Annotated in this window: 20 protein-coding genes; 7 read left to right on the forward strand and 13 right to left on the reverse strand. The window is 64.3% G+C overall.

Annotated features, from left to right (window positions below):
* Positions 1-12: 12 nt before the first annotated feature.
* The 3 genes from BN60_RS01120 to BN60_RS01130 form a co-directional block, all read right to left on the reverse strand.
* Entirely contained in the window at positions 13-1,257 is a 1,245-nt protein-coding gene (locus BN60_RS01120) for an amidohydrolase (protein ID WP_202949766.1), read from the reverse strand.
* A 201-nt stretch (positions 1,258-1,458) separates the two neighbouring features.
* Positions 1,459-2,733 (reverse strand): flavin-dependent oxidoreductase, encoded by a 1,275-nt coding sequence (locus BN60_RS01125; protein ID WP_020694131.1) that lies wholly within the window; start codon positions 2,731-2,733, stop codon positions 1,459-1,461.
* Positions 2,730-3,890 carry a DJ-1/PfpI family protein gene (locus tag BN60_RS01130; RefSeq protein ID WP_043283528.1) on the reverse strand — a complete coding sequence of 387 codons (1,161 nt, stop codon included), beginning with the start codon at positions 3,888-3,890 and terminating at the stop codon, positions 2,730-2,732. Before BN60_RS01130 ends, BN60_RS01125 begins: the two co-directional genes overlap by 4 nt.
* 102 nt (positions 3,891-3,992) lie before the next feature.
* Here BN60_RS01130 and BN60_RS01135 point away from each other — a divergent pair, with 102 nt between their 5' ends.
* Entirely contained in the window at positions 3,993-4,922 is a 930-nt protein-coding gene (locus tag BN60_RS01135) for a GlxA family transcriptional regulator (protein WP_020694133.1), read from the forward strand.
* A gap of 9 nt (positions 4,923-4,931) precedes the next feature.
* Here the strand turns inward: BN60_RS01135 and hutC are convergent, their stop codons facing one another.
* From hutC to BN60_RS01165, 6 genes are all read right to left on the reverse strand, one after another.
* A complete protein-coding gene (hutC, locus tag BN60_RS01140) occupies positions 4,932-5,657 on the reverse strand; it encodes a histidine utilization transcriptional repressor HutC (RefSeq protein ID WP_020694134.1) in 726 nt (241 codons plus the stop codon).
* Positions 5,658-5,677: 20 nt separating this feature from the next.
* Positions 5,678-6,460: an ABC transporter ATP-binding protein gene (locus BN60_RS01145; RefSeq protein WP_020694135.1), complete on the reverse strand. Its 783-nt coding sequence runs from the start codon at positions 6,458-6,460 to the stop codon at positions 5,678-5,680.
* Positions 6,457-7,233: an ABC transporter permease gene (locus BN60_RS01150; protein WP_043283530.1), complete on the reverse strand. Its 777-nt coding sequence runs from the start codon at positions 7,231-7,233 to the stop codon at positions 6,457-6,459. The genes BN60_RS01145 and BN60_RS01150 overlap by 4 nt, the downstream gene beginning before the upstream one ends.
* Before the next feature lie 64 nt (positions 7,234-7,297).
* Positions 7,298-8,260 (reverse strand): ABC transporter substrate-binding protein, encoded by a 963-nt coding sequence (locus BN60_RS01155; RefSeq protein ID WP_020694137.1) that lies wholly within the window; start codon positions 8,258-8,260, stop codon positions 7,298-7,300.
* 36 nt (positions 8,261-8,296) lie between these two features.
* Positions 8,297-9,106: a phytanoyl-CoA dioxygenase family protein gene (locus BN60_RS01160; protein WP_020694138.1), complete on the reverse strand. Its 810-nt coding sequence runs from the start codon at positions 9,104-9,106 to the stop codon at positions 8,297-8,299.
* Between the two features lie 100 nt (positions 9,107-9,206).
* Entirely contained in the window at positions 9,207-9,665 is a 459-nt protein-coding gene (locus tag BN60_RS01165; protein ID WP_043283531.1) for a carboxymuconolactone decarboxylase family protein, read from the reverse strand.
* Between the two features lie 119 nt (positions 9,666-9,784).
* Between BN60_RS01165 and BN60_RS01170 the strand changes: the two genes are divergently transcribed.
* Together BN60_RS01170 and BN60_RS01175 are read left to right on the forward strand one after the other, a co-directional pair.
* Positions 9,785-10,675, forward strand: coding sequence for a sigma-70 family RNA polymerase sigma factor (locus BN60_RS01170; RefSeq protein WP_020694140.1), 891 nt, complete (start codon positions 9,785-9,787; stop codon positions 10,673-10,675).
* 89 nt (positions 10,676-10,764) lie between these two features.
* A complete protein-coding gene (locus BN60_RS01175; protein WP_043284502.1) occupies positions 10,765-11,001 on the forward strand; it encodes a hypothetical protein in 237 nt (78 codons plus the stop codon).
* A gap of 30 nt (positions 11,002-11,031) precedes the next feature.
* Here BN60_RS01175 and BN60_RS01180 read toward each other — a convergent pair whose 3' ends face one another.
* On the reverse strand, positions 11,032-12,018 hold the full coding sequence (locus tag BN60_RS01180; protein ID WP_020694142.1) for a Bug family tripartite tricarboxylate transporter substrate binding protein: 987 nt from the start codon (positions 12,016-12,018) through the stop codon (positions 11,032-11,034).
* A 187-nt stretch (positions 12,019-12,205) separates the two neighbouring features.
* On the opposite strand from BN60_RS01180, the gene BN60_RS01185 reads away from it, so the two are divergent.
* Together BN60_RS01185 and BN60_RS01190 are read left to right on the forward strand one after the other, a co-directional pair.
* Complete coding sequence (locus BN60_RS01185; protein ID WP_020694143.1) at positions 12,206-13,423, forward strand: CaiB/BaiF CoA transferase family protein; 1,218 nt, start codon at positions 12,206-12,208, stop codon at positions 13,421-13,423.
* 340 nt (positions 13,424-13,763) lie between these two features.
* Positions 13,764-14,090: a hypothetical protein gene (locus tag BN60_RS01190; RefSeq protein ID WP_020694145.1), complete on the forward strand. Its 327-nt coding sequence runs from the start codon at positions 13,764-13,766 to the stop codon at positions 14,088-14,090.
* On the opposite strand, the gene BN60_RS01195 is transcribed toward BN60_RS01190, so the two are convergent.
* On the reverse strand, positions 14,071-14,331 hold the full coding sequence (locus BN60_RS01195; protein WP_019117387.1) for an acyl carrier protein: 261 nt from the start codon (positions 14,329-14,331) through the stop codon (positions 14,071-14,073). The two genes, BN60_RS01190 and BN60_RS01195, sit on opposite strands and share 20 nt — an antisense overlap.
* Before the next feature lie 301 nt (positions 14,332-14,632).
* On the opposite strand from BN60_RS01195, the gene BN60_RS01200 reads away from it, so the two are divergent.
* Complete coding sequence (locus BN60_RS01200) at positions 14,633-15,253, forward strand: uracil-DNA glycosylase family protein (RefSeq protein WP_245539796.1); 621 nt, start codon at positions 14,633-14,635, stop codon at positions 15,251-15,253.
* A gap of 11 nt (positions 15,254-15,264) precedes the next feature.
* Here BN60_RS01200 and BN60_RS01205 read toward each other — a convergent pair whose 3' ends face one another.
* Complete coding sequence (locus BN60_RS01205) at positions 15,265-15,684, reverse strand: RidA family protein (protein WP_020694147.1); 420 nt, start codon at positions 15,682-15,684, stop codon at positions 15,265-15,267.
* Between the two features lie 154 nt (positions 15,685-15,838).
* On the opposite strand from BN60_RS01205, the gene BN60_RS01210 reads away from it, so the two are divergent.
* Positions 15,839-16,522 (forward strand): hypothetical protein, encoded by a 684-nt coding sequence (locus BN60_RS01210; RefSeq protein ID WP_020694148.1) that lies wholly within the window; start codon positions 15,839-15,841, stop codon positions 16,520-16,522.
* 50 nt (positions 16,523-16,572) lie between these two features.
* Here BN60_RS01210 and BN60_RS28460 read toward each other — a convergent pair whose 3' ends face one another.
* Positions 16,573-17,571, reverse strand: a complete 999-nt coding sequence (locus tag BN60_RS28460) for an MORN repeat-containing protein (protein ID WP_020694149.1) — start codon at positions 17,569-17,571, stop codon at positions 16,573-16,575.
* Position 17,572 lies beyond the last annotated feature (1 nt).

Here is a 17,572-nt window from a genome sequence, read left to right on the forward strand (position 1 = left end):
CGGCGGTGATCGCTACTTCTTCTGCAGTACGTCCAGCAGCACCAGGCTCATCGCCTCGGCGCCGGTCCGGATTGTCGGCTCGGGCACCGGCGCGAACTCCGGCGAATGGTTGCCGGGCACCGGCTTCTTGTCCTTCGCCGCCTGGGCGAGATCCTTGGGGTCGAGTCCCCCGATGCCGAAGTAGAAGGAGGGGACGCCTGCAATGACGAATTCGGAATAGTCCTCGCTCGCCGAGCCTGGCTCCCGCATGAGCCGTGCCTTGTCACCATACGCTGCCTTCAGCACCGCGCCGCTGCGGGCCGCGAGCTTTTCGTCATTGAAGACGGCCTTCGCGCCGGCCGTGATCTTGATCTCCGGCGGCGGTGCGCCGGCCATCATGGCCACCGCCTTGGCGGTCCGCTCGACACCGTCGATCATCCGGGCGCGCGTGGCGTCGTCGTGCGAGCGGATCGTGCCGCGCAGCAGCGCGGTATCGGGAATGATGTTGCCGGCGCTGCCGGCCTGTACGGCGCCGATCGTCACCACGCCGAATCTGGCGGCATCCTTCTCGCGGCTGATCACGCTCTGCACGTCGACGATGAAGCGGCCGGCCATCATGATCGGGTCGATGGTGACGTGCGGGCGAGAACCGTGGCCGCCCTTGCCGATGAAGTTGATTTCCAGGCCGTCGGAAGTCGAGTTCCAGACACCCGGCTTGTAGCTCACATAGCCGTAGGGGCCTGGGCCGACATGCAGCGCGAAGCCGTAATCCGGCTTGGGAAAGCGGGTGAACAACCCGTCGGCCACCATCGCCTTGGCGCCGCCACCGCCTTCTTCGGCCGGCTGCCCGACGAACACCAGAGTGCCGCTCCATTGGTCCTTCATGTCGAGCATGATCTTGGCGACGGCCGCCCACACCGCCATGTGGATGTCGTGACCGCAGGCATGCATCACCGGCGTTTCCTTGCCGCGCCAGATCTGCGTGGCCTTGCTCGCATAGGGTAGGCCGGTCTTTTCCGGCATCGGCAAGGCATCAAGGTCGGTGCGGACCATGATCGTGGGGCCTGGCCCGTTCTTGTAGATCGCAACGATGCCGGTCCGGCCGACTTTCTCCGTCACGTCGTAGCCCAGCGCGCGCATCTCGGCAGCGAGCTTGGCGGCCGTCCGGGTCTCCTGGAAGCCGAGTTCGGGATGAGTGTGGATGTCCTTGTAGAGAGCATCGAGGCGGGAATACTGGGTGTCGAGGCTACGCGTGATCGCGGCGCGCTGAGTGGCCATGTCGACTGCGCCAGCCGGGACCGCCAGGCCCAGTGCGACGACCAAGGCAAGACTGCTGCTCCGCAGTTGGAACCCGATGCTCACCATGCATTCCCTCTCTTTTGTCGCTACCGGCGATACGGTATCGGACCGGCGAACGATCGGGAAGGTGGCATTGCCGGTGCCATCGTCATGGCGACTGCCGGCGAGAGCGGCCTGCTGTCAACGCTCCCGCTCCTTTCCCGCTTTCCTGCCATCAGGTCCGCCGTCTGGCCGGGCAAATCCGGCAAGGGAGGCGTAGTTGCGCACCATCGCCTTGCGTTCCTCGTAGGAGGCAATCTCGTCGATGGCGGCGAAGCCATCGGGTGCCCGAGCCTCGATCATGTCGATAACGCCCTCCGGTCCACCACGGCGATTGGCCAGCACGATTTCCGCCGTGGCCGGTCGCCGCTCGTTGTCATAGCGGGCGAGAGACGCTTCGATCGTGTCTCCGGATACCAGACAGGTGGCGAGGCATTTGGCGTCGAGAATCGCCTGGCTCGCGCCATTGGAGCCGACAGGATACATTGGATGAGCGGCATCGCCGAGCAGCGTCACGCGCCCGAAGGACCAGCGCGGCAGGGGATCGCGATCGCAGTTCGGATATTCGTAGAAGCTTCCGGTCGCCTCGATGATCGCGGCCGGATCGACGAAGTCCAGGCGGAAGCGGTTGCGCACGAACGGCAGGACCTCCTCCATGACGCCGATGCGGCTCCAGTCCTCGCGTCGCGGAGGCCCCATGCCCGCTTCGCCCGTCCGCGCCATCACGGCCCAGTTCGTCAGACGCATATCGGGAGACTGAGGATCGACGGCGATCGGGTAGTAGACGAACTTCGCGACGTTGCCGCCGGCGATCGCCATCGTGCGGCCGTCGCGCCAGATCGGCCAGCGGGTCGCCCCACGCCACAGCATGATCCCGCTCCAGATCGGCGGCCCTTCGTCGGGGTAGAGCGCGGCGCGGACGCTCGAATGGACGCCGTCGGCGCCGACAAGCAGATCGCCCTGCCGCGTAGCGACCGAGCCGTCCGGCCGCACGAGGCGGACCGTGACGCCGCTCTCGGTCTCGGTGAAGCCTGCGACATTCCAGCCGGTGTGTATGGCATTGTCGCCGAGCCGCGCGAGGGCCGCTCTATGGATCAGGCCAAGAAGCCGGCCGCGGTGGATGCTGAACTGCGGGACATTGTAGCCGGCATCGAGCCCCCTCAGTTCCTGCCATACGACCTGACCGAATCGGTTTGTGTAGATCAGCTCGCGCGTCCGGATGCCGGCGGCATCCAACTCGCCCATCAATCCGAGCTCGGCCAGTTCCTTGACGGCATGCGGCAGCATGTTGATACCGACGCCGAGTTCGCGAACGGCGTCGGCGCGCTCGAAGATCTCGACATCGATGCCGGCGCGTTGCAGGTAAAGGGCCGTCGTCAACCCGCCGATGCCGCCGCCTGCGATCAGGACTTTCATTCCCGAGGCTCCCCTGACGCAGCCTGTCTCGAGTATTCGAGCTGCATGGCGACGAGGTTGGCGGTGTCCACCCGATAACGACCGGCGATTGCCTGCAGCGTTTCGTTCAAGGCTGAAACAGGACGGTGTGCGATGGCGGAGTCGAGCATCCCATCCGTCGGCCGGGACGTCGCGACCAGGTCGGGCAGAATGCCAAGACCGCTGCGGCTCCGAAGGGGCCGTGCCTGGTCGGCGACGGTGACGACGTGCGACCGATAGGTTCGGGACCAGGCATCGGCGACCAGAGCCAGCGATACTTCGTCGACGCCGGACCCGAGCGAAATGCCGAGGGTTTCGCGCTTCCAGAAGGCGAGGGTATTGCCGATCGCAGTCAAGGCAAAAGGCCGCGTGAAGACGAAGATGCTGCTGTCGTGCTGCGCATCCCAGCTCGCGGCTCCCAGTTCGCGCGCCATCTGTTCGGCCTTGCCGCGTCCCGCGATCGCCTCGATCAGCGTGAGCGACATCGGCATCGACGCGCTGACTCCAGTCGTCGTGGCGACGCCGCGGTCGACCACGAACCGCCGGTCAGGAACGAAACGAATCGACGGGTGTCGCTTCAGCAACTGATCGCGATAGTACCAATGCGTTGTGGCCTGCCGACCGTCGAGCAGTCCGGCGGCGCCGACGACCTTGGCGCCGGCGCAGATGCCGACGATGATTGCGCCTTTCGCCGCCTGCTGCTGGATCCACTGCAATGCCGCCGGATCATCGTCGCGATGCATCGCCGGCACGATCACGTAGTCGGCGCCGTCGGGATGACGGGCGTCGAAATCGGCAATGGTGCCGTCGGGCTCGACCTTCAACGCCGGATAGAGTGCTACCGGACCGGGCGAGGTCGCGAGTGCAGTCACATCGGCAACGTCGGCGCGGCGAAGAATGCCGTAAGGCATCAGATAATCGGTAGTCTCGGTGCCGTCGTTGATGCCGATAATCGCCACGACCGGACGCGCGCGCTTCGGCGGCTTCAGCGCCGCCAGAGTGGCATCGACTTCGGCCTGTGGAACTGGCTGGGTCCTTGTGGCAGTAGGAGCCGACGGCAGGGAAACCATCCAGCCGGCCCCGATAGCCAGAAGGATCGCAACGCTCAAGCCACTCCAAAGAACCAACCGACGATGCATGACACTCCGGCTCGACTTCTTTGGGACGTCCCCGCGACGTTGAACCAGAGGCTAGCGTTCCTATTTTTTGGCTGAAATGACATGAATCGAGCAAATGCTGCCATGTCCCGAAAGATCGCTCTCGTCATTCACCCTGGATTTCAAATCCTCGACGCTGCCGGCCCCACGGCGGCTTTCGAGATCGCCGGGCGTCTTCGGCCGAACAGCTACGACCTGCATTTGATGGCGCCAGGCGAAGGTGCGGTGGAGAGTTCTTCCGGCGTGAGGCTTTCGGCTCGACCGTTGGGTGCCGGCCCGTTCGACACCGTCGTGATCGCCGGCGGAGAGATCATCCAGTCTGAAGAGGCTGCACGGGAAATTCTCGGCTGGCTCAGGTCCGTGATCGCGCGACGCATCGCCAGCGTTTGTTCGGGCGCCTATTTCCTCGCAGAGGCGGGGCTGCTCGAGGGGCGACGCGCTACCACCCATTGGGCAAGCTCAGGCGACTTCGCCAATCGCTATCCGAACGTCAGGTTAGATACAGACCGCATCTTCATCCGTGACGGCGATATCTGGACCTCCGCCGGCGTTTCGGCGGGTATCGACCTGGCCTTGGCGCTGATCGAGGACGATCTTGGCGCCGATGTCGCTCGCCGCACCGCGCAGCAGCTTGTGGTTCACCAACGTCGGCCCGGTGGCCAGTCGCAGTTCTCGGCGCTGGTGGAACTGGGTGGCCGCACGGGCCGCTTCGCCGGCTTGATCGACTGGGTGCGCGAGCATCTGGCCGAGCCGTTGACCGTCGAGCACCTCGCCGACCAAGTGGCGATGAGCCCCCGTAATTTTGCCCGAACTTTCGTCGCGGAAACCGGCACCACACCGGCTAAGGCCGTGGAACGGCTGCGTATCGACGTGGCGCGGGCTGCCGTCGAGGCGGGCCATGCGCCGTTCGACCGGATCGCCGAGGAGACCGGCTTCGGGGATGCGGGCCGTATGCGGCGGGCCTTTCTCAGGAATCTGGGGCACCCGCCGCAAACGCTCCGGCGCAGCTTTTGAGCCAGTGAGCTAGCCGAAACGCTGGTTTCCGACGGCGTCGAAGCGGCTGCCGAGGCGATAGCGCGAGGAGGGGTGCAGGCAGCGCACCATCGTGACCGGCGTGGTGCGCGTCCAGGTGCGCCGCGTCAGCAGCAGGCAGGGCTCGGGCGCTGCGATCTTCAGATGCGCGGCCTGTTCGTCGGTCGGCAGAACGGCATCGACGACATGCTCGATCTCGTCGAACGGTACGTTCTGCACCAGATAGTCGCCCGGCGGCACGGTGCTGAAATCCTGATCCAGGAAGTTCGGCACGACGCTCGGGTTGACGTAGCGATCCTCGAGCTGCACCGGGACCTCGTTTTCGAGGTGAAGGCACACCGCGTGGAAGACCGACGAGCCGGCCTGCAGGCCGAGCCAGGCGGCGACGTCGGGAGGGGCGGCGACCCGGTCGGCTGCGAGCGGGGCGCAGCGATAGTCGTGGCCGCGCTGGCGGACTTCGCGGCCGATGGAGGCGATCTGCAGCAGTGTCAGCTGCGGCTTGTCCTGGGCGACGAAGCTGCCGACACCGGCGACGCGCACGATGCGGCCCTTCTGCATAAGATCGCGCAGCGCGCGATTGACGGTCATGCGTGACATGCCGAACTGCTGGACCAGCTCGTGCTCCGACGGCAGGCGATGGCCAGGCGGCCAGGAGCCGTCCTGGATACGCCGGACGATATAGTCCTCGACCTGCTGATAGCGCGCCGTCGGTCCCATCCGTCCCTCTATCCGCTCCTCTAGTGGTCGGCCGCCATGGCTTCGACGCGGATCTCCTCGGTGAGCCGCGCCTTCAACGCCATGAACTCGGACGAGGTCTTGATCGTGTAGTGCCGCGGATGCGGGAAGTCGGCTTCGACCTCGGCCTTGATGCGGCCGGGCCGCGCGCTCATCACCACGACGCGGCTCGCCATGAAGATCGCCTCGTCGATGTCGTGGGTGACGAACATCACCGTCTTCTGCGCCTGCTCCCAGATGCCGAGCAGCAGCTCCTGCATCAGCACGCGCGTCTGGTTGTCGAGCGCGCCGAACGGCTCGTCGAGCAGCAGGATCTTGGGGTCGTTGGCCAGCGCCCGGGCGATCGCCACGCGCTGCTGCATGCCGCCTGAGAGCTGCTTGGGATAGTGCTTCTCGAAGCCGCGCAGACCGACCTGGGCGATGAAGCGCTCGCTGATGTCGCGCTGCTCCGCCGCCGGCATGTTCTTCTCGCGCAGGCCGAAGCAGATGTTTTCCTGCACCGTCAGCCAGGGAAACAGCGTGTAGCTCTGGAACACCACCCCGCGGTCGGCGCCCGGTCCGGAGATCGGCACGCCGTCGAGCAGGATCTCGCCGGTCGAGGGCGTCTCCAGCCCGGCCACGAGGCGGAGCAGGGTGGACTTGCCGCAGCCCGAGGGGCCCAGCACGGTGATGAAATCGTTGTCGCCGACTTCGAGCGACACCGGCTGCAGGGCCTGGGTCGGTGGCACGCCACGACGGTTGCTGGCGAAGGTCTTGCCGACGCCGCGGATCGACAGGCGGCTCATCGCTGGAAGCTCCAGGCGAAGAGGCGTTGGTTGACCCACTTGAACATCAGGTCGGAGACCAGGCCCACGAGGCCGATGACGACGATGCCGGCGATGATGTGGTCGGTCGCCATAAGCGCCTGGCTGTCGGTGATCATATGGCCGATGCCGGAGGAGGCACCGATCAGTTCGGCGACGATGATGTAGGTCCAGCCCAGGCCCAGCACCTGGCGCAGCGCTTCGGCGATCTCAGGGGCTGCGCCCGGCAGTACGACGCGGCGGATGGCGGCGGTGTCCTTGCAGCCCAGCGTGTAGGCCGCCTCGATCAGGTCGCGGCGCGTGGCGCTTACGATCATGGTGATCATCAGGGTGAGCTGGAAGAAGCAGCCGATGAAGATGACGGTGAGCTTCTGCGCCTCGCCGATGCCGACCCACAGGATCAGGAGCGGGATGAAGGCCGAGGCCGGCAGGTAACGCGCGAAGGAAACGAAGGGTTCGAAGAAGGCCTCGATTGGCTTGTAGGTGCCCATGGCGATGCCCAGCGGCACGGCGATGACGGCAGCGAACAGGAAGCCGCCAACCACGCGCCAGATCGTCATGCCGACGTCGAAGCTGAATCCCTGCGTTGCGAAGAGGTCCCAGCCGGACAGCAGCGTCTGCCAAGGCGAAGCGAGGAAGTGTTTCGGGACCGCGCCGCTCCAGGTGATGAGCGCCCACAGGCCCACGAAGCCCACGAAGAAGGCCACGCCGAGGAGAGTTCTTTTCTCCCGGCTGACAGGAACAAGCAGTTTCATAGGTCGCTTTTCTTGGCTTGAGGCCGGGAGCGTGCCTTTCGGAGGCACGCTCCCGGTGAAGGCGTCAGTTCAGGAACGTCGTGTCGAACAGCGTGTCGAGATTGGCCGGCTTGGCCTTGATCACGCCGATCTCGAGGAGCAGTTCGGCGGCTTCCTTGTTGAAGGCCTGGATCTCGCCGTTGAAGAACTTCTTGTTGGCTTCGCGGTCGGCCCACTTGATTTTGGACTGCGACTTCTCGAACTGCTCCGCCGTCTGCTTGACGTCGGCGCCCATGATCGTGAAGGCCTTCTTCGGATCCTTGTTGATCATCTCCAAAGCCTGGAAGTAGCTCTCCGTCAGCGCCTTAGCGGCCTTGGGGTTCTCCTTGATGAACTTCGGCGTGCAGCCGAACGTGTCGAACACCATCGGGTACTGCAGCGAATCGGCGATCAGCTTGCCCGACTCAGGCTTGTCGCGGACCAGGCTGAGATAGGGCTCATAGGTCACGGCGGCGTCGAGATTGCCGGTGCCGGCCACGAAGGCATTGGCCGCGGGCGCGGGTTCGAGCGTGACGAGCTTCACGTCCTTCAAGCTCAGCCCGTTCTTCTTCAGGATCCAGGCCAGGGTGAAGTGCGGGTTGGTACCGGGCGCGGAAGCCGCGACCGTCTTGCCCTTGAGGTCGGCGACCTTGGAGATGGTGTTGCGTGCGACGATGCCGTCCGAGCCCATGCCCTGGTCCATCTTGAAGAGCTGGGTGGTGGCGATGCCGTTGGCGTTCCACACGATCCAGGTCTCGACCGTCGTGGCTGCGCACTGGATGTCGCCCGATGCGATGGCGAGGTGGCGGTCCTTCTGTGGGATCTTCTTGATCGAGACGTCGAGGCCGTTGGCCTTGAAGATGCCGGCCTCCTTGGCCAGCGTCAGCGGGGCAAAGCCGGTCCAGCCGGAAATGCCGATGGCGACTTTGGTTTCCTGTGCCTGAGCAAGCGCCGTGCCGCCGGCAAGGACGGCGAGTGCAGCGACGAAAGTCTTGAACGATCTCGACATGGAAGGCTCCCTTTATTTGTCGATGGGGCTGAGCGACTACGAACGATAGACGACGGGGAAGATCGGCGCATCGAAGGGGTCGCCGTCTTTCATGGTGAGGCCTGTAAAGGGCGGCGAGCCCTTGCCTGCGCGTTGGGCATAGACGGCATCGTCGCCGACCCAGCGTGCCGAGAAGACTCGGCGCATCCGCGGCGAATGATTGGCCGGCGCGCCATGCACCGTGCGGAAGCTGAAGGCGATGGCGTCGCCCGGCTCCATTTCCCAGCCAACGATGTCGAATTCGCCGCGCTTGGCCTCGATGTCCGGCATGACCTCGAAATCGTCGTTGGCATAGAGGCGGGTGCCGTCGAAGCGCATCGGGCGGAAGCCCCTGCCCCAGCGATGCGAACCGCGCACGCACTCCATCACCACGTCGCGCGAAACGGGATCGAGCGGGATCCAGAAGCTCACGCTCTGCCGGCCCTCGACGCAGTAGTAGGGCTGGTCCTGGTGCCACGGCGTCACAGTGCTGCCGCCGGGTTGCTTGACCAGCACATGGTCGTGGAAGAAGCGGGCAGTCTTCGAGCCCATCAAGCCGGCCGCGAATTCCGCCGCCGGCGATTTCATCACGAAATCTTCGAACTCGGGGATGCGCTGCCAGTTGCACAGGTCCTGGAAGAAGGGGGCGGAGCCGTCTGCCGGTCGGACCGTCCGTTCCAGCGGGCTGGGATCGGCCATTAGGGCCTCGATACCTGCCCGAAGGGGCTCGACCCAATCCTTGAAGACGCCGCGCAGCACAATGGCGCCATCGGCCTGGTAGGCTGCCGCGGCGCCATCCTGCTCAGAAAATGCTCGCTCCCCGCCCATGCATCCCCCTCTTGCCTGTCTATACAAGTTAAGACAGCAGAAACCGTGCCAAGCAAGCGGGCAATGATCGCTCGCCACGCAAAAGGGAGGAGATCCCGGCTTAGGCTGTGATCGACCCCGCCACCTGCCGAGTGGCGGCATTCAGCCTATTCCACACATTGATCGTGGAAATGGCGAGCAGGAGCGCCGACAGGGCGCGTTCGTCGTAGTGCCGGGTCGCTTCGGCCCAGACATCGTCCGATATCGGGTCAGCCCGGTCGCTGAGCCGGGTGACGGATTCGGTCAGCGCCAGGGCAGCCCGTTCGGCCTCGCTGAACCACGGCGCCTCGCGCCAAGCGGCCACCGTGTAGAGCCGCTCGTCCGTCTCGCCGCCCTTCTTGAGGTCGCTGGCGTGCATGGCCACGCACAGGCTGCAGCCGTTGATCTGGCTCGCCCGCAAATGAACCATGTCGACGATCTGCTTGGGCAGGCCAGCCTTGATCGAGCTTTCGTTCAGCGCCATCAGCGCCTGCATGGCGCCGGGAACGATCATGGCGGGGTGCTTCATTCGTGCTTGCATGATGAATCTCCTGATTCGGTCTCGACGTTTCCGTCGCCCGGCCGTCGCCACGTCACGTGTCACATCGGCCGGGTTTCGTTCGTCATGGCTTTGACGGACCGGCAGAGGAAAGTGTGACCATGGACGAGCAGAAAATTCTCGGCGATCGCTTCGAGGCCAACCGCAAGCATCTCTACCGGGTTGCCTATCGCATGCTGGGCTCGCCGGGTGAGGCCGAGGACGCGGTGCAGGAAGCCTGGCTTCGGCTGAGTCGTGCCGGCGCCGATGATGTCGACAATCTCTCGGGCTGGCTGACCACGGTGGTGGCGCGCATCTGCCTCGACATGCTGCGTGCCCGCAAGACGCGGCGCGAAGAGCCGCTGGAAGCTCCCGACGAAAAAGGCGGAGAAGAAAAGCCCGCTGCGGCATCCGTCGTCCCGGGAACGATTGATCCCGAGCAGGAGGCGCTGCTGGCCGATTCGGTCGGCCTCGCGCTCCTTGTCGTGCTTCAGACGCTTGCACCGGCCGAGCGTGTCGCCTTTGTGCTGCACGACATGTTCGACCTTTCCTTCGACGAGATCGCCTCGGTGGTCGGCCGTACGCCGGTCGCCACACGCCAGCTCGCAAGCCGTGCCCGTCGCCGCGTGCAGGGCCAGCCTACCGTGCCCGAGGTCGACCTCAATCGTCAGCGCGGTGTCATCGAGGCTTTTCTTGCTGCATCGCGTGGCGGCGATTTCGATGGGCTGCTGGCCGTGCTCGATCCCGACGTGGTGGTGCGTGCCGACGGTGCGGCCGTGAAATTCGGCTCTGCGCCGGAGATGCGCGGTGCCGATGCCGTTGCCAGCGCTTTCAAGGGTCGCGCCCGCAACGCGCAGGTGGCGTTGGTCGATGGCGCGCCCGGCGTCGTCGTGGCGCCAAACGGCAAGCTCCTGCTGGTCCTGCGTGCCAAGATTGCCAACGGCTTCATCATAGAGGTCGAAGCCATCGCCGATCCGCAGCGATTGGCGGAACTCGAACTGGCCGTGTTGTAAGGCGCCTCGATATGGTCACGATCCAGCTACGAGCGATTGGCAACCCGGCACCCTGTAGGCCGTTCTTTAGGGGACGAATGGAGGCTTCGATGGTGCATGTTGCAAAATTCGCTGTTCTTGCCGCCTTTGCGGCGACTGTGGCTGCGTGCGGTAACAACCCGACGGATCGTGCCCTGACGGGTGGCGCCATTGGCGCCGGTACCGGCGCAGTGGTGGGCTCGACGATGGGCGCGCCGGTTGCTGGCGCTGTCGTCGGCGGTCTGGGCGGTGCCGCGATCGGCGCCGCGACGACCCCGCGTAACGACTATTATTACAGAGGCTACTAACCGACGGGAGACGCGCGGAGAGCTGAAGGGTCAGCTCTCCGCGTTGATTCCGCGTTCGGCGGCAATGCCAGCGAATGTCGAGATGGTCTGCTCGAAGAGTTTCGCGAAGCCTGCGCCGTTGAGGCCGACGGCGTCGAATCCCAATGTCTGAAGACGTTCAATCACGGCCGAGTCCTTCAGCACGGCCAGCAATGCCGTGTGCAGGCGTCCACGCGCCGGCTCCGGTGTTCCCTTAGGCGCGAATATTCCCATCCACGTCGTTTGCACGAAACCGGGCGCAACCGTTGCCGTGGCTGTCGGCACGGTGGGAAAGGCGACGGCTCGCTCGGCGCTTGTGACGCCAAGCGCAATCAACTGGCCGGCAGCTGCCTGTTGAGCGGCCGCAGCGAAGGTAACGACCCCCGCGTCGATGTTGCCGGCGATGAGGTCCTGGATGAGCGGGCCACCGCCGCGATAGGGCACATGCGCCACCACGGCATTCCCGGCGGCGCGCAACAGCAGTTCGCTGGTGAGATGCTGCGAGCTCGCGATCCCCGGTATGCCGACATTGAGCGCGCCAGGTTTTGCCTTTGCTGCCTCAACGTAGTCGGCCAGGGTCTTGAGACCGGAGCGGGGATGGGTGAACACGCCTTGCGGCGCGGACGCCGCCAGCGTCACCGGCGCGAAGGACGCGCGTCTGGACACGGTACCGGGAAGCGGCAGAGCCTCGGTGGCGGCGAACGTGTCGTTCGCCAGGAGCACCGTAAACCCGTCCGGCTGGGCGCGCGCCGCCGTCTGCGTCCCGACCCGGCCCGAGCCTCCGCCGATATTGTCGATCAGGACCGTCTGGCCGAGCTGCCTGCCGAGCGGAGCCTGAATCACGCGCGCAAAGGTGTCGACGCCGCCACCCGCGGGCCAGGGCACGACGATGCGAAGCGGGCGCGACGCATCCTGGGCGCGCAATATGTAGGGCGACATCACGGCCGCGCCGGAGAGAAGAGCGGCAACGCGGCGGCGGGTAACGGTGGAAGCGGACATGAAAAACCTGTCGATTGAGGGGCTCATCCGAAGGTGGCAGCGCTACCCGTTGCGTTAAATGAAACGTTCAATCGAATTGCGGCACGCATGCGCGAGCAGCGTTCCTGGCAATCACTCCCCATGGAAAATTCCAGTGGTTCATCCTCGGCGTCCGTCATAGGGAGGAGAGAGCAAGGGGAGTTCTGTCATGTCTCAGTCGCCGCACGGCCCGCTGCAGGGCGTCAAGGTCGTCTCCTGTTCGACGGCGCAGGCGGGCACCGTGCCGTGGATGCTGATGGCCGATCTCGGCGCCGACGTGATCAAGATCGAGACGCCGGACGGCGGCGATTCTTCGCGTCGCATGACGGTGCTGCCGGGAATGGGCAGCACTTTTTTTGAGACCAACAATCGCGGCGTGAAGAGCGTGACTCTGAACCTGAAGTCCGCCGAAGGTCGCGCGATCCTGCACAAGCTTGCCGCCAAGGCCGACATCTTCGGTCAGAACTTTCGTCCGGGCGCCGCCGAAAAGAACGGCTTCGGCTGGGAGGAGCTGCACAAGATCAACCCGAAGCTCGTCTATGTTTCGATCTCGGGGTATGGCCCCAAGGGACCGCATGCCCATCTTCCAGGAACCGATTCGATGGCGCAGGCGCTGGGCGGCATCGCCGAGGCCTATTCCATGCCCGGCCAGAAGATGCGCACCGGCATCGTCTCGGTAGCCGACGAAACCTGCGCCTTCCTGGCCTTTGGCGGTGCGCTGGCGGCGTTGACCTATGCGCGCACCACCGGCATCGGCCAGAAGATCGACCTGTCGCTGCTGGGCGGCCAGGTCCGATTGATGGGTTGGACGCTCACCACCGCGATGTGGCGCAATCAGAATCCCATCACCGGCCAGGCGCGCATCACCGGCACGGTCGAACGGCCGGGCATCAGCGCCAGTTTCAACGATCGCGACGGCAAGCCGCTGGTCTTCCAGCTCGTCGGCCCCGAGGACTGGCAAGACGCGATGACGTCACTTGGTTTTTACGACCGGCTGAAGGCGGCGGGCTTCGAGAAGCTGGGCGTCATCATCGAGGATGTCGGCCGGCGTGCCGATCTGTTGGCATTGCTCGACGAACTCTTCGCCACCGGCACCCGCGAAGATTGGGTGGCGAGGCTGCGCGGCGCCGACATCGTCTCGGCGCCGATCAACACTTTGCTCGAAGCCTCGAACGATCCCGATGTGGTGGCCAACGGCTATGTCACTCATGTCGAGCACCCCAAGCACGGTCGCCTCAAGGTGCACGGCACGCCGTGGCAGTTTTCCGAGACGCCGGCCAAGCCCGGCATCGCGCCGGAACTAGGAGAGCATAACGATGCGGTGCTGGGTGAGCTGGGCTACAGCCCGGCCGAACTTGCCGACCTGCGGACCCGGAAGATCATCTAGAGGATGAAGCGAGCCGCCCGGCGCAATCGCCGTGATGCGCGCCTTTGTTGCTCCCGGTCACCCATTTGGGGGATGTCGCGTGGGTGCCGCCTGGCCACAAGCGAGGCTTTGGTCATTGTCGGCGGCCGGCAGGTCTGCATTCATGAAGGGAGCCGTCGCCTTTATCTGCGCGATGCCCTGTCCTAGGATCGATCGAACGAAGTTCAAGTGGTGTTGAGTCTGGCGATGCAGGATATCGAAACCGACTCGATCATCGTTCCGGTTGTCCGGTCGTGGCTTCTCCTGTCGGCCGACAACGCATCGTCTTTCGTCGTGGATCTGCGAAGCTAGGAGAGTATCCATGCCTCCGGATGTTCCGCACGGCACATTGCCCGATCCCGCTTTCGTCGCCGACGCATTGACGATCAATTACCTGCGGCACGCCGTCGAAGTCCGACAGAAATGCACGGCTCGGTTCGTCGAGTCAGTTGTCGTCTGGGAACTTCTGAAGGGTGAGATCGTCGAGGAGCGGACCGTCCACGTATTCGATCTCCATGGACATCCCGAAGCGACAATTGCCTACGCGTGGCGGTCGTCGCCTGAAGTGCAATCGAACGTCGTGTTGCGCCAAGGCGAGATCGAAGGCCCCGACGACGCCGTCAGAGCCGTTATTCTTGCAAGCCGCTAGGCTTGCCGCCTCGATCGTGAGTCGCGAGAAAAGCGACGACATCGCCGACGGTCTCGAACTTCTCCGCGGCCGCATCGGGAATTTCGACGTCAAACTCATCTTCCAGCGACATGATCGTCTCGACGACGTCGATGCTGGTGACACCCAGCTCGTCCATCCGTGCGGTTTCGGTAATCTTGTCGGCGTCGATTTGGAATTTCGCCGCCATAACGCGGCTGACCCGTTCCGACACTGTGTTCATAGTCTTTCCTCCTGCTCGGAAAGGTAACGCTGTCACCCGGCCGGCTGATCCCTATTTGGTACCGCGCGGTCTGCGCGGCAACCTCAAACCCTCGAACACCCTGGAAAAGGCGACTTGCCTCGCCCTACACCAAGGCTTTTACGCCCCACATTAGTATTTTGCGTTTTAATCGCCGGCGCGCAACCAGGACAGGTTGGCGCGAGGGCCGCTAGCTCTCGCTCTCCGGCCGACGTGACGAAAAGGCGCTGGTGCGCCGGAGCATGGGGGCGCACCATTACAATACGCTGCAAGTCTCTATCCCGTGCAGGTGGCAGCAAAATTAAGCACGACTGACGTGGCCGACACAGTTACCTCCTTGTTGCGCAATATTCGTGCCTGCACGATCTGCGCATCGACCTTGGAGAACGGGCCGAATCCCGTCGTTCAGTTCGCCAAAAGCTCTCGCCTGATAATTGTCGGTCAGGCCCCCGGGACGAAGGTCCATGAAAGCGGCGTGCCGTGGCAGGATGCGAGCGGCGACCGATTGCGGGATTGGACAGGGCTCAGCCCCGGGGAATTCTACGATCCGAAGCGAGTCGCAATTGTGCCCATGGGTTTTTGCTATCCCGGCAAGGGCAGGAACGGCGATCTCCCGCCGCGTCCCGAATGCGCGCCGCAATGGCATGATCGCGTCTTTGATCTGCTGGTCGAGAAGCGGCTGGTCCTGCTGGTCGGCAGTTACGCCCAGTCACGTTATCTTGCCGGGGCCGGAGCCAAAAAGAACCTCACCGATGCGGTGAGGGATTTCAGGTCGTACGCTCCGTCGTTCTTTCCGCTGCCGCATCCGTCATGGCGCAGCGGCATCTGGATGAAGCGCAATCCCTGGTTCGAGGCGGAGGTGCTGCCGCCGTTGCGCAAGGCCGTCCATGCGGCCCTGCGCTGACGCGGCCTGTCCTACGGCAGGATCGCGTCGGCCTCGATTTCGACCTTGGCATTGGGATCGATCAGCGCCGATACCTGGACCAGCGTCATTGCGGGAAAATGCTTGCCGAGCGTTGCGCCCCAGGCCTCGCCGATGGCCCTGCCGGCGGCATTGAATTCCGCAATATCCGTGACATAGGCACGTAACGCGACGAGATGCGATGGTTCGCCGCCTGCGGCCTTCAGCACGCTGACGACATTGCCAAGCGCCAGCCGCCACTGTGCGCCGGCATCCGTTCCTTGCGGGATGTTCGCCTGTCCCGGCTCCTTGCCGATCTGTCCCGCGATGCGGACGCTTTTCGTCCCGGTCGCCACGACAGCATGCGAGAAGCCGCGCGGCCGTGGCCAGCCTTCCGGCAGAATCGGTGTGTAGGCGATGTCGGACGTACTCATGATCTCGTTTCCTCCAAAGGGGTATGCGCTGCCATTTGATAGGGAGGCAATTTACGGGTGATGGGTTCTCCGGGGCAAACCCTCGTGATTTCGCACAAGGGCTTGACGTAGTTGCTTGAAAGGGGTGATCTTCAACCAAGTGGGGGGAGATCCAATGAAAATTCTGGTCGTTGCGGCATCGCTAATGCTGATGGGCGCCTGCGCGCCAATGCAGCAGATCGAAAGGGTTCCTGAAGTAGACCCGAAGATGGCCGAAGCTTTCGCACAAACGAAGTCGTTCGTGTATGAGAGAGCCGTCGTTCGCGGCGAACGTGGTGAGGGAGTGGTAACGGTGCAGGGAGGCCTCGCATGCGTGCCGCATGCTCAGGGCCTCGCCCAATCGGAACAGTATGCCGCGACGAACCAGGCTTTTGAAAATGCCTTTCAGGAGGAATTTGCGCGAGCCGGCTACCGAATTGCGAAGACGGTAGGGAGCGGTGACCTCTTCACCGACAAGAAAGACATTGCTGCCGACTTCCGTATCGCCGGCGTCGTGACCAAACTTAAGATGAACGTCTGTTTTCCTATGGCGGGGTTCGGCAACTTTACCACTGGCAAGGGAGAGGCGAGCCTGACGGTCGAGTGGCAAGTCTATTCGAACGCAACAAAGAGCGTGGTCTATACCAGCGTACAGAAAGGCTATGCCATTATCAGCAGTAGTATGGCTAACCCAGTTGGTGAATTGTGGCGAGAGGCCTTCGCAAGGGCAGTGAGAGGGCTGCTGGCCGATGACCGCTTTGTCGCCATCGCAAATGGGGCGACTGTAGCTCCCATTGTGAATACAAGGCCCCAGAGCTAGGTGGTCGAAAGAAGAACTTGATCGGATCGCCGCCCGCGATAAGTCGGCGATCACTTGAACCCACATGCCTCGGCGCTCGTACGCACGACGCGCCATGTCGTGCCGTCGCTCCAGCAGCCGTCGCGCCATGCGCCTGTGAGGCTCTTGCCGTCGGCCTCTCTCAACGTGCCCATGCCCTCGGGCTTGCCGCGATAGAAGTCGCCTTCGTAGATCGCGCCGTTCGGCAGCTTCAAGGTGCCATGGCCATGTTCCTCGCCGTCGCGGAAGTCGCCTTCGTAGCGCTCGCCGTTGGCGTAAGTCGCCACGCCCTTTCGGTTCAGCTTGAGGTCGTTGAACCAACCTTCGAAGCGCGTGCCGTCGGGACGGACGAGCACGCCGCGACCGAACGGGAACTGGCCCTGGTAGCGGCTGCCATCGCCGAGCGTGGCGACGGTAAGCGCGACGAGTTCGCCCTTGCGATAGACTCCGTCGATGCGCAGTTGGCCATCGTTGTAAGTCGCGACGCCGGGGCCTTCGTAGTCGCCGTCCTTGAACATCCCCTCGTAGCGATCGCCGTTGGCGTAGGTGGCGACGCCGCGCCCGTTATAGTCGCCGTTCTTCATCTCGCCGCTGTAGGTGTCGCCATTGGCGTAGCGCCAAGTGCCCCGGCCGTCGGCCTGGCCATTGCGAAAGGCGCCATCGTAGCGGTCGCCGTTGGCCGAGAGCCAGACGCCAGGTCCCTCCGGTCGGCCGTTCTTCACGTCGCCCTCGTAGCGGTCCGTCGGCTGGCCGTCCTTGAACCATTGCAGCACGCCTGCTCCCTGCGCGGTGCCGCCCGGGCAGGCGCCTTCCCAGCGGATCGCTTCCTTGCCTTCGGGCGCGGGATTCCAGACCCGGCAGCGCGTCGCGGTATCGGCGATCCAGGCACCCTGTGGCGGCGGAGGGGCCGGTGCGGGAGTCGGCGGGGGATGCTGCTGCGAGGGCGCTGGCAGGTCCTGCGTCTGGACCTGCGCCGCAGCGGCCGGGCCGAACAGAACGATCGCAATTCCCAGGCAGGTCGACACGCGCATG

The organism is Reyranella massiliensis 521, from assembly GCF_000312425.1.
Lineage (GTDB): Bacteria > Pseudomonadota > Alphaproteobacteria > Reyranellales > Reyranellaceae > Reyranella > Reyranella massiliensis.